This window comes from Amycolatopsis kentuckyensis (assembly GCF_002155975.1).
In the GTDB taxonomy this organism is placed as follows: domain Bacteria; phylum Actinomycetota; class Actinomycetes; order Mycobacteriales; family Pseudonocardiaceae; genus Amycolatopsis; species Amycolatopsis kentuckyensis.
The window spans coordinates 1-14,629 of sequence record NZ_MUMI01000104.1; the positions used below are offsets into that span (position 1 = coordinate 1).

Consider the following 14,629-nt stretch of genomic DNA (forward strand, 5'->3'; position numbering starts at 1 on the left):
CGCCGGGCCACCCGGCGGGAGGTCCGGCGCACAGGGGAGCGGGCCGGTGGTGCCGATCGTCCACGGCACGCCCAGGCCCAGCAGCAGCACGCCGGACACCAGCTGAGGCAGGACGAGCAGCACGGCCCCGGCCGCGGTGGGGCCGCCGAACGCCCACGCGAGGGTCAGGCCCACGGCGGTGAGCCCGCCCGCAAGCCACCCCACCGCGCGCAGACCCGGGGTACGGACAGGGAACCGTGCGATGACCCAGCACGCTCCGAGCACCGCGAGCGTCCCGGCCAGCGCGCCCGCCACCGCCGGGCCGGCCGCCACGGAGAATCCGGCGTCCAGCGCGCCGGAGACGGGCAGGCGCGCCGAACCGCCGCTCCGCACGCAGCCGCCGGTCGCGACGCCGTCCGGGAGCGGCAGCTTTCCCCGTGCTGCCCACGCCAACGCACCGAGCCCGGCCGGAAGGGCCACGGCCGCCGTGGCGCCGCGGACCAGGAGCCCGCGCGCGCCGCCGCGCAGCAGCACCCAGCCCAGGACCGCCGCGCCGGCCAGGGAAACCCCGAGTGGCAGCACGTGGAGGCTGCCCCGCACGGCGACCGGGAACCCGGCCGCCGGGACGGCGCCGACCTCGGCCGTGCCGCCCACGGCGAGCGCGACGACCGCCGCCGTCAACGGGCCGAGGTCGCCGGCACCCAGGAGCGCCAGGCCGGCCGCGGCGACCACCGTCATGGCGAGCACCGCGGCGGCGGCCGCCAGCAGGCCCCGGCCCGCTTCCCGCATCAGACGTCCCGGCGCCGGAAGAGCACGAACGCCACGGCCAGCACGGCGGCGACCCCGGCGCACATCCCGGCCAGGTTCAGCCACGGGTGCGGGAAGTCCGGATCGGGCACCGTCTTGAGGACCGCGGACGCGCCGAGCGTCGGCCAGTAGAAGAACAGCTGCTGCAGCCACGTGGGGAAGAGACCGGCCAGGGCGGGGACCAGGAAGACGATCCCGACCAGGGTGGCGAGCGCGCCCGCGGTGGCGCGCATGATCGTGCCGAGCCCGGCGGCCAGCAGCGCGATCGCCGCGAGGTAGAGCCCGCCGCCCGTCACCGCGGAGAGCACCCCCGGATCGCCGAGCCGGGCGTGCGGTACGCCGTGGGCGGCGAGGACGGCCTGGCCGAGGAAGAAGGCGGCGGCCATCAGCACCTGGCCCGCCACCACGGCGACCGCCACCGCGACGACCAGCTTGGCGGCCAGCAGCCGGTGCCGGCGCGGCGTGGCGATCAGCGACGTCTGCATCAGGCCGGTCGCGTGCTCGGCCGTGACGACCAGGATGCCGAGCACCCCGATGATCAGCTGCGCGACGATGTAGGACGTCAGGCTGCGGTTGGTGGGATCCCAGGGCTCGTCGCCGGGGTAGTCCTTCGCGGCGGCGTTCATCGCGAGAGCGGTGATGCCGAGCCCGGTGCCGAACAGGCACGCGAGGGTGTACCAGGTGGAGCGCAGGCTGCGCAGCTTGATCCACTCCGCGCGGACGGAGTGGGTGAAGGACACGCTCATGCGACGGCCCCCTGGTAGTCGATGCTGTCCCGGGTCAGCTCCATGAAGGCGTCTTCCAGGGAGACCCGCTGCGGGCTGAGCTCGGCGAGCGCGATGCCGTGGTAGGCCGCGAGTTTCCCGATCTCGGCGCTGGTCATGCCGGACACCACGAGCGCGGCTTCGGTGCCTTCCCGCACGGCGGCCCCGGCTGTGGTCAGCAGCCGCGCGAAGCCCGGCTCGGGCGTGCGGACGAGCACGGTGCCCTCGCCGCGCACGAGCTCGCTCACGGCGGTGTCGGCGACGAGCTTTCCCCGGCCGATGACCACCAGGTGGTCGGCGGTCTGCGCCATCTCGCTCATCAGGTGGCTGGACACCAGCACCGCGCGGCCCTCGCCGGCCAGGGAACGCATGAAGCCCCGGATCCAGCGGATCCCCTCGGGGTCGAGCCCGTTCACCGGTTCGTCGAAGATCAGCACCCGCGGGTCGCCGAGCAACGCGGCCGCGATGCCCAGGCGCTGCCGCATGCCGAGCGAGAACCCGCCCGCACGCTTGCCGGCCACGCCGTCCAGCCCGGTCCGGGCGAGCACCTCGCCGACCCGGCGCCGGGGGAGGCCGTTGCTCACGGCGAGGGCCAGCAGGTGGTCGTACGCCTTCCGGCCACCGTGGACGGCCCCGGCGTCGAGCAACGCGCCCACCTCGGTGAGCGGCACGGGCAGGTCCCGGTAGCGGCGCCCGCCGACGGTGACCGAGCCCCGGGTCGGCGCGGCCAGGCCCACGATCATCTTCATGGTCGTGGACTTCCCGGCGCCGTTGGGCCCCAGGAACCCGGTCACCTGCCCCGGTTCGACGGTGAACGACAGGTCGTCCACCACGGTGTCGGGCCCGTACCGCTTGGTCAGGCCCCGGATTTCGATCGTCATGCCGGCGAGCGTGGCGCGCCCGGCCGGAGGGTTCCTGGGAGGTCGTGGGAGAACCCTGTGAGTCCGCCGGTCAGGGGCGGTGGTGGCCGGGGGATGCTCGGGAAATCGCAACCATCACGCGTCGGGCGGCTCGATCCCGAGGTGATCGCGCAGGGTCGAACCGGTGTACTCGGTCCGGAACGAGCCGCGTTCCTGCAGCAGCGGCACCACCTTGTCGGCGAACTCGTCGAGGCCGCCGGGGGTGACGTGCGGGACGAGGATGAAGCCGTCGCTCGCGTCGGCCTGGACGAGGTCGTCGATGGCCGCCGCCACCGTCGAGGGCGAGCCGATGAACGTCTGCCTGCCGGTGACCTCGATGATCAGGTCGCGGGTGGACAGGTTCTTCGCTTCCGCGAGCTGCCGCCATTCGCGGGCCGTGGCGACCGGGTCGCGGTACATGCGGACGCTGGCGCGGCCGGGGGCGATCGTCGACTCGCCGACCACGGGGTCGGCCGACGGCAACGGGCCGTCGGGGTCGTGGCCGGACAGGTCGGTGTTCCAGACCTGTTCGAGGAACTTGATCGCGGTCTGCCCGCTGACCTGCTGCCGCCGGACGACGTGGGCGCGCTCGTGGGCGTCGGCGTCGGTGTCGCCGAGCACGAACGTGGCGGCGGGCAGGATGACCAGCTGCTCGGCCGTGCGGCCGTACTTCGCCAGCCTGCCTTTGACGTCGGAGTAGAACGCCTGCCCGGCTTCGAGGGTGCCGTAGCGGCTGAAGATCGCGTCGGCGGTCGCCGCGGCGAACTCGCGGCCCTCCTCGGAGTCGCCGGCCTGGATGATCACCGGGCGGCCCTGGGGGCTGCGCGGCACCGGGAACCGGCCTTCGATGTCGAAGTGCGCGTCGTGGTGGGCGAAGGCGCCGGCGTCGGGGTCGCGCAGGAACACGCCGCTGCCGGCGTCGGCGGCGACCTCGTCACCGCGCCAGGAGTCGAACAGCTCCCAGGCGGTGCGCAGGAACGTCTCGGCGCGCTCGTAGCGCTGGTCCTGGGGCAGGAACCCGCCGCGGCGGAAGTTCTCGCCGGTGAAGGCGTCCCACGACGTGACGACGTTCCACGCGGCGCGCCCGGCCGAGAGGTGGTCGAGCGAGGCGAACTGGCGGGCCACCTCGAACGGCTCGTTGAACGTCGAGTTGATCGTGCCGGCCAGCCCGAGCCGCTCGGTGACCGCGGCCAGTGCGGACAGCACGGTGAAGGTGTCCGGGCGGCCGACGACGTCGAGGTCGTAGATCTGCCCGTTCTGCTCGCGCAGCCGCAGGCCTTCGGCGAGGAAGAAGAAGTCGAACTTCGCGCGCTCGGCGGTCTGCGCGAGCTTGACGAAGGATCTGAACTCGATGTGGCTGCCGGCTTCGGGGTCGCTCCACACGGTCGTGTTGTTGACGCCGGGGAAGTGCGCCGCGAGGTGGATCTGCTTCCGGGACATCACGGGCCTCCTCAGACGGCGGTGTAGCGGTTGGCGGGCCGGGGCAGGCCGAGCAGCCCGCGCAGGGTGCTCGCCTCGTAGCCGGTGCGGAAGGCGCCGCGGGCGCGCAGTTCGGGCACCAGGCCGCGGGTGATGGCGGTCAGGTCGTGCGGGATCGCCCCCGGCCGGAGCCGGAAGCCGGAGAGCCCGGCGCCCTGCCAGTCGAGCAGCAGGTCGGCCAGGCCGGCCGGGGTGCCGGTGAAGACGTGCGCGTCGGAGGTGTACTCCGCGCCGAACCGGTCGTCGAGCCGGCGCTTGCGGTCCGCGGCGGCCCGCTCGGTCTCGTCGAGGAACACGACGACGTCGCCGAAGACGTGCAGCGTCTCGCCCGCGCGGCCGGCTAGGTCCTGGGCGTCCCGGACCTCGGCGACGATCGCGCCGGCCTGTCCGCGGTCGAAGGGCGTCACGTGGACGACGTCGGCGGAACGGGCGGCGAGCCGGTAGGGGACGGCCGCGTGGGCCAGCGCGGTGACCAGGGGCTGGCCCTGCGGCGGCCGCGGCGTGATCGACGGGCCCTTGACCGAGAACCAGCGCCCGGTGAAGTCGATGTAGTGCAGCTTGCCGCGGTCGACGAACCGGCCGGTGGCGACGTCGCGGATCTCGGCGTCGTCCTCCCAGCTGTCCCAGAGCCGGCGCAGCACCTCGACGTAGTCGGCGGCCTCGTCGAACAGGTCGGCCAGCGGGCTCGGCCGGTCCGGTTCGGCGGAGTCTTCGAGCCGGAACTCGCCGAACTCGCGGCGGCCGAAGTGCCGGTTGTCCTCGGCCCGGCCGGCCACCTGGACGCGGACCCCGGCCCGGCCGGTGCTGACGTAGTCGAGGGTGGCGATGGCCTTCGACAGGTGGAACGGCTCGGTGTGGGTGACGACCGCGGTCGGCACGAGCCCGATGTGCGAGGTCAGCGGCGCGACGCGGGCGGCGATCAGGACGGCGTCGAGGCGGCCCTGGACGATGTCGGTCCGCTCGCCCGGCCGGTCGGTGGCGCTCACGGCCTGCAGGGCGAGCGAGTCTTCGAGGGTGACGAAGTCCAGCTGGCCGGCTTCGGCCTCGCGGACCAGGTCGGCCCAGTAGCCGGCGGTCAGCAGCTCACCCGGGCGAGCTCCGGCTTCACGCCACGCGGCCGGGTGCCACCCGGCCCCGTCCAGCGCGACGGCGATCCGTGGTCCTGTCATCCGCGCGTTCCCTTCTCGTCGGCCTGTGCCCGCAGTGTGCGCCGGATCCGGTGGCCGGGGCGGGCGCGGTCACCTGCTGGGACGGCGGCGGTCCGCGGGAATAAACGCCGGCCGGGAGGTGCCCGGTTTCCGGTGGGGCGTCACGTTTCGGGGCACCGCGAAACATGATCACGCCGGTTGACGCTGTCCGCGGGCCGCTGGCAACGTCGCGCTCAGCGAGAGTGGCGTCACCCGGCTGGGGAAGGCGGGACGTGACGAGCCGGCACTTTCGTTACTGGGGTTGCACTTTCCGGGTGCCGATCATCGGCCGCGCGGTGTCTGCTTCGCGCGCGGGCCGCAGTGCGGCACCCGATCTCGAAGGGCTGGCGATTGCTGGAAGCCACTGTCCTCGGTCCCGTCGGTGCTCAGGTCCTGGGGACGTCGGTGCCGATCAAAGGCCGGTTGGGCCGCACTGTCCTCGCCGTTCTGGTGCTGGCCGGCCGGCGGCCGGTTTCGGTGGAGCGGCTGATCGACGCCCTGTGGGGTGAGCGGCCGCCGGCCACCGCGCGGACGCAGGTGCACATCCAGGTGTCCAAGCTGCGTGCTTCGCTCGACCGGGCCGGCGCCGCCGATGCCCTGGTCACCGTGCCGAGCGGGTACCTGCTGGACTGCCTCGCCGACGTCGACGAGGTGCGCCGGCTGCTCGCCTCGGCGCGGGCGGCCGGGGACCCCGCCGATGCGGCCGGCCTGCTGCGGTCCGCGCTCGACCGGTGGTCCGGGACGCCGCTGGGCGGGGTGACCGCGCACCTGGCCGGCGCCGAACTGCCCCGGCTCGACGAGCTGCGGACCGGCCTGGCCGAGGAGTGGATCGACGCGGAGATCGCCTGCGGGCGGGCCGCGCGGCTGCTGCCCGAGCTGACCGCGCTGGTGCAGGCGCACCCGCTGCGCGAAGGCCTGCACCACCGGCGGATGCTCGCGCTGCACCGCGCCGGGCGGCGGGCCGACGCGCTGGCCGCGTTCCGGGACGCCCGCCGCGTGCTGCGGGACGAACTGGGGATCGATCCGTCCCGGGAGCTGCTCGCGCTGGAAGCCGAAATCCTCACCGCGGGCGCGTCGCCGGCAGCGGCCGTGGTGCCCGCCCAGCTGCCGCCGCGGATCTCGGGGTTCGCCGGGCGCGACGCGGAGTCGGCCGCGATCCGGGCCGCGGTGGCGCGGCGGACCGGATCGCCGCCGCTGGTGCTGGTCACCGGGATGCCCGGGATCGGCAAGACGGCGCTGGCCGTGCACGCCGGCGCGGCGGCGGTGCCCGCGTACGTCGACGGGCAGCTCTACGCCGACCTGCGGGGTGCCGATGCCCGCCCGGCCGCACCGCACGAGGTCCTCGCCGGTTTCCTCCGTGCGCTGGGGGTGCCGGCCCGGTCGATGCCGGTCACGCTCGAGGAGCGCACGGCCGAGTTCCGCAGCCGAACGGCGGGCAAGCGGGTGCTCGTGGTGCTGGACAACGCCGCCACCGCCCGGCAGCTCGAGCCGCTCCTGGCCGCCGATCCGGGCTGCGCCACGATCGTGACCAGCAGGTACGTGCTGCCCGAGGTCGAGCCGTCGGTGCGAGTGCCGCTCGCACCGCTGTGCGACCGCTCGGCCGAAACCGTGCTGGCGAACGCGGCCGGCGCGGCCCGGCTGGCGGAAGGCGAGGGCACGGTCGCCGCGGTGCTCGAGGCGTGCGGGGGTGTGCCGCTCGCGTTGCGGATCGCCGGGGCGCAGCTCGCCGCGTACCCGAAGCTCAGCGTGGCCGAGCTGGCCGCGCGGCTGTCCGACGAGTCGACGCGGCTGCGGGAGCTGGTCGCCGGGCAGCGCAGCGTGCGGGACAGCCTCGACACGAGTTTCCGGCTGCTGGACCGGGACGCGCGGGCCGCGATGCTGGCGCTGGCGGCGATCGGGGCGCCGACGTTCACCGGCTGGCCGCTCGCGCCCGTGCTCGACGTGCCGCTCGCCCGCACCGGCGAGGTGCTGGCCCACCTGTGCGCGATGAACCTGCTCGAAGGGGCCGGGCCGGGGCGCGACGGCGTGCCGCGTTACCGGATGCACGACCTCGTCCGGGCCTACTGCCGCACGGTCGGCCCGTCGCTCGCTTCCGGGGCGCTGGACCGGCTGGCCGGGTGGGCGGTCGCGCTGACCCGGCACGCCCACGAGGGCGTCCTGGGTTCGCCGGCCGGTTACGCGGTGCTCGCCGAGACCGCCGCACCGCTCGGCCGGGACGTGCTGGGGCAGGTGGTGCCGGAGCCGCTGCCGTGGGTGGGTGCGGACGCCGAAGTCCTGCTCGCCGTCTTCGACCTGGCCGTGCGCGGGGGCCTGCGCCGGTCCGCGGCGGCGCTGCTGCTGGTGCTGCGGGCGCCGCTCGTGCGGCTCGACCTGTCCGACCACGGCGCCCGGGCGGCCGCGCGGCTGACGAACGTCGCCGGCGAAGACCCGGTGGTGCGGGTGACCGCGGCGCTGGTCACGGCGACGGCGCGGATGCACCGCAGCCGGTACGCCGACGTCGTCGCCATCCTGAACGAGGTGCCGCTGCGGCAGGCCGACCTCGCGCTGCGGGCCGAGGTGCTGACCAAGCTGGGCGACGCCCACGAGCGGTGCGGGGACTGGCACCGCGCGATCACCGCCCTGCGCGAGGCGGTCGTGTGCTTCCGGAAGTCCGGCAACCGGGCGGGGGAATCGGGCTGCCACAGCACACTGGCCGCCCTGTACCGGGACCACCTCGGCGACCTCGGCGCGGCGCGGATCCACGGCACGAAGGCCCTGCGGCTGGCCGACGCCGCCGGGGAATGGAAGACCCGCGCCCAGGTGCGGCTCGTGGTCGTGCGCACCGCACTGGCCTGCGGCGACAGCGCGGCCGCGGTCCGCCTCGCCGGACAGGCCCGCGACCTGTCCGAGCGGAACGGCGACCCGATCGGCCAGACCTGGTGCCTCACCGCCGAAGCCGACGCCCACCGCGCGAACGGCGACCTGCCCGCCGCCCGGCGATCGGCGGACCGCGCGCTGGTCCTGGCTCGCCGGATCCGCCGTCCGGACGCCGAATCCGCCGCGCTGCTCGCCCTGGCCTCGATCGAGCTGGCCACCGGCGACCGGGCCGCCGCCCGCCGCATCGCCCGCGCGTCCCTGCGGCTGCAGGACCAGTTCGACAGCCCGGCCGAGCGAGCCGAGGTGGCGAAGGTGCTGGCGGAGATCGACTGTCAGCTGCCGGCCGGCGCGGGCCGGTGAGGGACGGCACCGGCCACGCGGGCGAGCTCGATGTAGCCGAGCTGGCGGGAATCCTCGCTGTGGCCGGTGTTGTCCCCGGCCACCACCACCCGGCCGGCGGGGACGACCGGGTGGTCGGCCGCCAGCCAGGCGGGGACCGGGTCGCCGGCGACCGCGGCGATCCGCTTGATGCGCCAGGCGACGTCGGTGGCCGTGACATCCGGGGCGTTGCCCCGGGCCGGGGGCTTCGCCACCCGGCCCCCCGGACGAGATGCCGTGGAGGGCGGGCGGAAGACGATCACGTCACCGACGCGGTAGTGCCGCCTTCGGGTCGCGACCACCCGTTCGCCGTCGTGGAAGGTCGGGGACATGCTGTGGCCCCGGACGTGGGCCACCACGTACCGCCGGCGCAGCACGACCAGCAGGACCAGGACCGCCACCGCACCCGCCGCGAGCCCGGCCATCATGCCTCCGCCATCGCGTATCCCTTGGCCTGCAACGAAAACAGCCGGGCGTACTCGCCGCCCGCGGTGAGCAGCCCGTCGTGGGTGCCCTCTTCGATCACCCGGCCGCCGCCGAGCACGACGATCCGGTCCGCGCCGCGCAGGGCGGACAGCCGGTGGGAGATCAGCACGCTCGTCCGGCCGGCCCGGTGGGCGCGCAGGGCCTCGTGGGTCCGGGTCTCGGCGTCGGCGTCCATGCCGGAGCTGGGTTCGTCGAGGATGAGCAGGTCGGCGTCGGCGCGCATGAGGGAGCGGGCCAGCGCCACCCGCTGCCACTGGCCGCCGGACAGCGCCGCGCCCGCCTTGTCGTCGACGTCCAGGAAAGCGCGGGACAGCAGGGTTTCGTAGCCGCGCGGCAACGCCGACAGCGCCGGGTCGATCTCGGCCAGCCGGGCCGCCGCGCGGATGCGCTCGAGATCGCCGAGGCGGGTGACGTCGCCGATGCCGATGTTGTCGGCCGCGGTCAGGTCGTAGCTGGTGAAGTCCTGGAAGGTGGCGCCGATGCGGGCCCGCAACGCGGCGGTGTCGCAGGTGCGGATGTCCACGCCGTCCCACAGGATCTGCCCGCGTTCGGGGTCGTAGAAGCGGCACAGCAGCTTCACGAGCGTCGACTTGCCCGCGCCGTTCACCCCGACCAGGCCGACCGCGGCACCGGCCGGGAGCACCAGGTCGACCCCGCGCAGCACCCACGGGCCGGTCCGGTCGTACCGGAACCACACGTCCCGCAGTTCGATACCGGTCGTCAGCCGGGGCACGGCGGCCGTCCCGGCGGCCAGGTCGGGTTCGGTGGTGACGACGTCGAGGTAGTGCCGGAACAAGCCGAGCGAGCCGCCGGCCCGGCCGAGCTGGCCCAGCAGCGCCCCCACCGGTGACTGGATGCCGGCCACCGCGGCGGTGAAGAGGGTGACGTCGCCGAGGGACAGCGACCCTCGCGCGGCGCCGGTCGCGGCGACCACGAGGGCGATGCCGGCCACCACCGCCGACCCGACCGCGGCGGTGATCCCGGCGACGGCGATCCGGCGCTGCATGGCGCATTCACCGGCCGTGGCCGCGCGGACGGCGGTCACCATGCGCGACCGGAACAGGTCCGCGAGGCCGAAGAGCCGGATCTCCTTGGCCGCCTTGATGTCCGAGCACAGCGAGCGGAACAGGAACCGCTGGCGCTGGGTGGCCATCATCGCCTCGGCCTCCCGCGCGCGCAGGCGGGACAACGTCAGCTGGGAGATCGCCGCCGCCGCCAGCGACGCGGCGAGCAGCCCGGCCATCGGCGGCCACACGAGCAGGACCGCGCCGCCGAACCCGAGCACGGCGATCAGGGCGCGCACCGCCTCGACGGTCAGTCCCAGCACCGCGGGCGCCGCCTCCTGCGCGCCCTGCTCGGCCAGCCGCACGCGGTCCAGGAACGCCGGGTCTTCGAGGCGGCGCAACCCGGGCAGCGCGCCGACCGCGCCGACCAGGCGGTCCTCCGCCTCGATCGCGGACTTGGCCCGCACGAGCGCGGTGCAGTAGGAGGCGACGGCGGTGATCGCGGCCGAGACGGCGAGGCCGGCCGCCGAGCCGAGGGCCAGCAGCACGATCAGGCCGCGGTCCCGGCCGCCGGCCAGTTCGTCGAACAGCAGCTTGCCCAGCCACGCCGACAGCGCCGGCACGGCCGCGGCGAGCACCGCCAGCGCGACCGAGCCGCCGGTGGCCACTCGTGACGCGCGCCAGGCGATGCCGAACGCGGGGCCCGCCGCACGGACCGGGTTCATCGGACGTGCTGCGGGCGCACGGCGTCGAGGTCGTGGCCGGCGGCGGCGATCCGCCGGTCCCGGACGCGGATCAGGGTCGGGGTGACGTCGCCGGCGGCGAACGCGGCCGACACCGGGCTGCGATCCCCGACGTAGGCGACGCGCACCGAGGGGCCCAGCCCGGCCGCGTACTCGACGGCCTTGTCCCGGTCGCCGCCGTCGATCACGAACGCGACGGCCGGCTCGGTGAGCTGGCCGGCGATGCGCCGGCACGGCTCGCAGGTGGGGGAGAGGAACGCGACGAGCACGTCGTCGAGTTCGCGGTCGGTGACGGGCAGGCCGTCGGCGTCGGTCACCTCGAACGCCCCGATCTCGGTGCCCACGGCCGGCAGGTCGGGCGTCACCGGCCGGCGCTGCTCGTTCAGCAGCCGGATGATCGCCGAGGACAGCAGGAGGTTGAGCACCGTCAGCACGGCCAGCACCGCGACCACGGCCACCAGGAACGACATGGGATACCTCTTTCAGCGATGGGCGGTGTCCGCCTTGCCGACCAGGCCGGCCAGGCTGTCCGCGTTGATCGCGACGAGTGCGGCGAACGCGCCGACGAGCGCGGCGGCGGCGCCGGTGTCGAGACCGAGCCCGGGTCCCGGCGGGACGGCGGTGGCCGCGCCGGCCACGACGGCGAGGAACGTGTTGCGGACGAGGTGGACGCGGCCGAGAACCGCGCCGGAGCGGCCGAAGCAGCGGCAGGTGACGCGACGGCCCAGCCGCATCGAACGGGCGATCGCGGCGCAGAACACGAGCAGGATCGCCGTCGCCAGCCCGAGCCCGGGCCGGTAGGTGGCGGGGAACCCGACGAGCACGGCCACGGCCAGCTCGGCCACGGCGGTCGCGGCGGCGACGGGCAGCCAGCCGACCGGCGACCGGCCGAGCGGCGCCAGCGCGTCGGCGAACTCGGTGAGCCGGACCCGCCCGGCGAGCTTGCCGGCGGCCGCGACCACGAACACCAGCCCGACCAGGACGCGCGCGGCGAGCACGAACTGGGCACCGAGCATCGGAGAACCCCCCTTGGGCAAGCCTTTCCCGCCGCGGGGACCGCGACGGGAAAGGCGTGGACGCCGCGGTTACTTGCAGTTGCCGTAGCAGTCGTAGTGGAACGTCTTGCAGACCTGGCCGTGCTCGGGGACGCAGGCGCCGGCCTTGACCTCGCGCAGGAACAGCCCCAGCAGCCGGTCACCCAGGGTGTTGATCATGCGAGCCATGATCACTCCTCTCATCAGCGGGAATCGACGAGAAGATCGTTGCGCAGCCGCGCTATCCGTTCGCTATCGAGGAAACCGGACGCGTGGCGGCGCGTCCGATCGGGTGAACCGGTCGGTGGTGTCCCCACAGCCGGCCGGAATCAGGGTTCGACGCCCCAGTCCAGGGCGCCCGTCCGGTAGGCGGTGACGGCGGCGAGGTCGCTGAACGACGCCGCCGTGCGGTAGCTGTAGTCGTCGGCCTGGTCGAAGGCGGACCAGTCGGCCTTGGCCACCCGGACCTGGACCTCGCCGGTGTTCGCGCCCGGGGCGAGGGTGCCGCCGGGGAAGCTCACTTCGACGTAGGCGTCGGCTCCCGGGCGTGGCGAACCGAGCTTCACCACGCGCAGGGAAACGTTGCCGCAGCCCAGAACCGCGTAGTCGCACCAAATCTGGAAGCCCGGGTTGCTGCCGTCGCCGGTGAACCAGTAGCGCGCGGTGACACCGCCGAGGGCGACCGGGGTGCTGCCCCGGTTGACGATCTGGAGGCTGGTGCGGATCTGGTTGCCGGTGGCAGCGCTGCCACCGCGCTGCTGCACGGCGAGCGAGCCGGTGCCGGGGTCGCCGCCGCCGGTCGTGGTGGTGACCGAAACCGGGCTGCTGGCCGGGGACCGGTTGCCGGCGGCGTCCCGGGCGCGGACCGAGAACGTGTACGCGGTGCCGGGGGTGAGGCCGGTGACCTGGTAGCCGGTGCCGGTGGTGCTGCCGACCGTCGCGCCGGCCGAGTCCAGCACGTCGTACCCGGCAACGCCGACGTCGTCGGTGGCGGCGGTCCAGGTGAGGCCGGCCGTGGTGCTGCCGGGCACGACGGTGACCCCGGTGGGGGCGGTCGGCGGGGTGGTGTCCGCTGTGGACGGTCCGGGCGGGGTGCCCCACAGCACTTCGGATCCCTGCGCGAGCACCAGCCGCGCGGCGTCGGCGGGTGCGGTCCCGGCGGCGGCGAGGCCGGTGTGCGACCAGTCGTCGGCCGGGTTCCAGGTGCCGGTGCTGGTGATCCGGAACTGCACTTCCTTGCGGTAGCGGGACTGCCCGCCGGGGGCGACCCCGCCCGAGCACGGCACCTCGACGTAGTAGACCGCGCCGGAGAACTGGCGCAGGACCGGCGCGTCACACTGGTTGTAGGCGGAGCTGACCGAGATCTGGCCGGGCGTGGTGGCGCCGTCGAGCGTGAAGTAGTAGCGCAGCGAGCCGGTGAACGTGCGGGCCGGCCACGCGGACTTGTTGAGCACGTACGCTTTGACTTCGGTGAACGTGCCACCGTCGGGTTGGTTGAGGGCGCCCTGCGCCAGGATTTCCGGGCCGTCGGGGGTTTCCCTCGGCGGGAAGGAGGCCAGTGGCGTCCCGCCGTACTCCCCGTAGAGGCGGGCCAGCGCGCCGGTGAAGCCGGCGTTGTAGTCGAGTGCGACCTCGTTCATGGTGTAGTTGGTGCGGTCGTCGGTGTACGCGTCGTTGGCCGAAGAGGGACCGCCGACGAGCGCGCCGTAGAGGGTGTGCCGGCTCTGCGCGGGTTCGTTGATGTTGTCGGCCCAGGAGCCGTGCGCGGTGCGGTGGTGCGGGTTGCGGGGCGGGTTGACGCCGAACCCGACCTCGAAGCTCGCGCCGCGCGGGTTGTCGCCGAGCGCGTAGTTGATCTGCCGGACGCCGAAGTCGTGGTACGTCGTGGCGCGCGTGGGATCGGTGGCGCGCAGCCAGTCCGAGTAGGTGAGCGCCACGAATGCGGTGTTCGCCGCGTACCGCAGCGAGCCCCACTGGTCGAGCACGGCCTGGCCACCGGGGGAGTAGGGCACGCGCTGGCCGTTGACGCCGGTGGTCCACCAGTCCAGCCAGCGGTTGGCGTCGGTGACGTACTGGGGGTCGCGGGTGAGCTGGGCGAGCAGGACGTAGGCGCCGTAGGACTTGTCGTCCCAGGCCAGCGTCCAGCGGTAGGACCGGGTGGTGGTCTGCGGTTCGGTGGCCAGTTTCTCGTACTCGGCGCGCGCCTTGGTCAGGTAGCTGCTGTCGCCGGTGGCCTTGTAGAGCCAGATCGCGCCCCACACGAGCTCGTCCTGGTAGCCGCTCCAGGACTTGTAGAAGTTCCGGGCGTCGGTGATGCAGTCGGAGTAGACGCCTCGGTGGTTGTCGGCGAACGAGTACAGCTGCTTGGCGTGGGTGAGCAGGGTCGCCGCGTAGGTGGGGTCACCGGACTGGAACACCATCGAGCCGGCCGCCAGTTGTGCGGCGGCTTCACCGGCGAGGTCGGAGCCGGGGCAGGAGTCGTCGATGCGGTAGGCGGGCCGGGCCATGGTCATCGTCTCGGCGGGGCCCCACCACTTGTGGTCGTCGTCGCCCTTGCCGACCTGGCCGTAGAGCACGTCGGGCTGCGGGTGCGCCTTGATCAGCCAGTCGTTGCCCCAGCGCAGGTTCGAGAGCAGGGACGGCCACTGGCCGGAATTCTGGTAGGCGGTGCGGTTCTCGAGCGCGCCCCAGGCGAGCATGGTCATGCTGGACTCGAACGGCAGCCCGAACTTGACGTGGTCGCCGGCGTCGTAGAACCCGCCGGTCAGGTCCAGGCCGACGTCCTTGCCGTCGCCGAGGGCGGACGGGCCGCGCCAGGAGACCCGGTTGTCGGCGGGCAGTGCGCCGGAGCGCTGAGCGTCGTAGAACCAGACGGCTTTCTGCAGCGCCTCGCCGTAGTTGAACTTCCCGGCGGCGGCGTCCGCGGACCGCCCGGGGACGACCAGGGTCAGGCCGAGCACGAGCAGTGCCACGATCGCCCGGGACATCGACTTCGTCGTCGAAGTGCGCACGC

General features: G+C 74.3%; 12 protein-coding genes. 1 reads left to right on the plus strand and 11 read right to left on the minus strand.

Translation table 11 applies throughout. The annotated features are described in order from the left end of the window. From CCN39_RS11520 to CCN39_RS11540, 5 genes are all read right to left on the minus strand, one after another. Positions 1 to 768 (minus strand): streptophobe family protein (locus tag CCN39_RS11520; RefSeq protein ID WP_086841139.1); only part of this gene is annotated, 768 nt, incomplete at its 3' end. Continuing rightward, positions 768 to 1,532 carry a DUF2705 family protein gene (locus tag CCN39_RS11525; RefSeq protein WP_086841141.1) on the minus strand — a complete coding sequence of 255 codons (765 nt, stop codon included), beginning with the start codon at positions 1,530 to 1,532 and terminating at the stop codon, positions 768 to 770. The genes CCN39_RS11525 and CCN39_RS11520, both read right to left, overlap by 1 nt. Next, entirely contained in the window at positions 1,529 to 2,431 is a 903-nt protein-coding gene (locus tag CCN39_RS11530) for an ABC transporter ATP-binding protein (RefSeq protein WP_086841142.1), read from the minus strand. Before CCN39_RS11530 ends, CCN39_RS11525 begins: the two co-directional genes overlap by 4 nt. Positions 2,432 to 2,545: 114 nt before the next feature. Further along, complete coding sequence (locus tag CCN39_RS11535) at positions 2,546 to 3,889, minus strand: NtaA/DmoA family FMN-dependent monooxygenase (protein WP_208630212.1); 1,344 nt, start codon at positions 3,887 to 3,889, stop codon at positions 2,546 to 2,548. Positions 3,890 to 3,900: 11 nt separating this feature from the next. Continuing rightward, complete coding sequence (locus CCN39_RS11540) at positions 3,901 to 5,097, minus strand: LLM class flavin-dependent oxidoreductase (protein WP_086841146.1); 1,197 nt, start codon at positions 5,095 to 5,097, stop codon at positions 3,901 to 3,903. A 369-nt stretch (positions 5,098 to 5,466) separates the two neighbouring features. On the opposite strand from CCN39_RS11540, the gene CCN39_RS11545 reads away from it, so the two are divergent. Continuing rightward, positions 5,467 to 8,331, plus strand: coding sequence for an AfsR/SARP family transcriptional regulator (locus tag CCN39_RS11545; RefSeq protein ID WP_086841148.1), 2,865 nt, complete (start codon positions 5,467 to 5,469; stop codon positions 8,329 to 8,331). Here CCN39_RS11545 and CCN39_RS11550 read toward each other — a convergent pair. The 6 genes from CCN39_RS11550 to CCN39_RS11570 form a co-directional block, all read right to left on the minus strand. Continuing rightward, positions 8,304 to 8,774: a S26 family signal peptidase gene (locus tag CCN39_RS11550; protein ID WP_086841150.1), complete on the minus strand. Its 471-nt coding sequence runs from the start codon at positions 8,772 to 8,774 to the stop codon at positions 8,304 to 8,306. The genes CCN39_RS11545 and CCN39_RS11550 overlap by 28 nt on opposite strands. Then, positions 8,774 to 10,564 (minus strand): ABC transporter ATP-binding protein, encoded by a 1,791-nt coding sequence (locus CCN39_RS11555; protein ID WP_086841151.1) that lies wholly within the window; start codon positions 10,562 to 10,564, stop codon positions 8,774 to 8,776. The genes CCN39_RS11550 and CCN39_RS11555 overlap by 1 nt, the downstream gene beginning before the upstream one ends. After that, entirely contained in the window at positions 10,561 to 11,052 is a 492-nt protein-coding gene (locus tag CCN39_RS11560; protein ID WP_086841153.1) for a TlpA family protein disulfide reductase, read from the minus strand. Before CCN39_RS11560 ends, CCN39_RS11555 begins: the two co-directional genes overlap by 4 nt. Before the next feature lie 12 nt (positions 11,053 to 11,064). Beyond that, positions 11,065 to 11,598 carry a MauE/DoxX family redox-associated membrane protein gene (locus CCN39_RS11565; RefSeq protein WP_086841155.1) on the minus strand — a complete coding sequence of 178 codons (534 nt, stop codon included), beginning with the start codon at positions 11,596 to 11,598 and terminating at the stop codon, positions 11,065 to 11,067. A 69-nt stretch (positions 11,599 to 11,667) separates the two neighbouring features. Then, positions 11,668 to 11,805 carry a hypothetical protein gene (locus tag CCN39_RS50120; RefSeq protein WP_158104498.1) on the minus strand — a complete coding sequence of 46 codons (138 nt, stop codon included), beginning with the start codon at positions 11,803 to 11,805 and terminating at the stop codon, positions 11,668 to 11,670. Positions 11,806 to 11,945: 140 nt separating this feature from the next. Further along, positions 11,946 to 14,627 (minus strand): glycoside hydrolase family 9 protein, encoded by a 2,682-nt coding sequence (locus CCN39_RS11570; protein WP_086841157.1) that lies wholly within the window; start codon positions 14,625 to 14,627, stop codon positions 11,946 to 11,948. Positions 14,628 to 14,629: the final 2 nt, after the last annotated feature.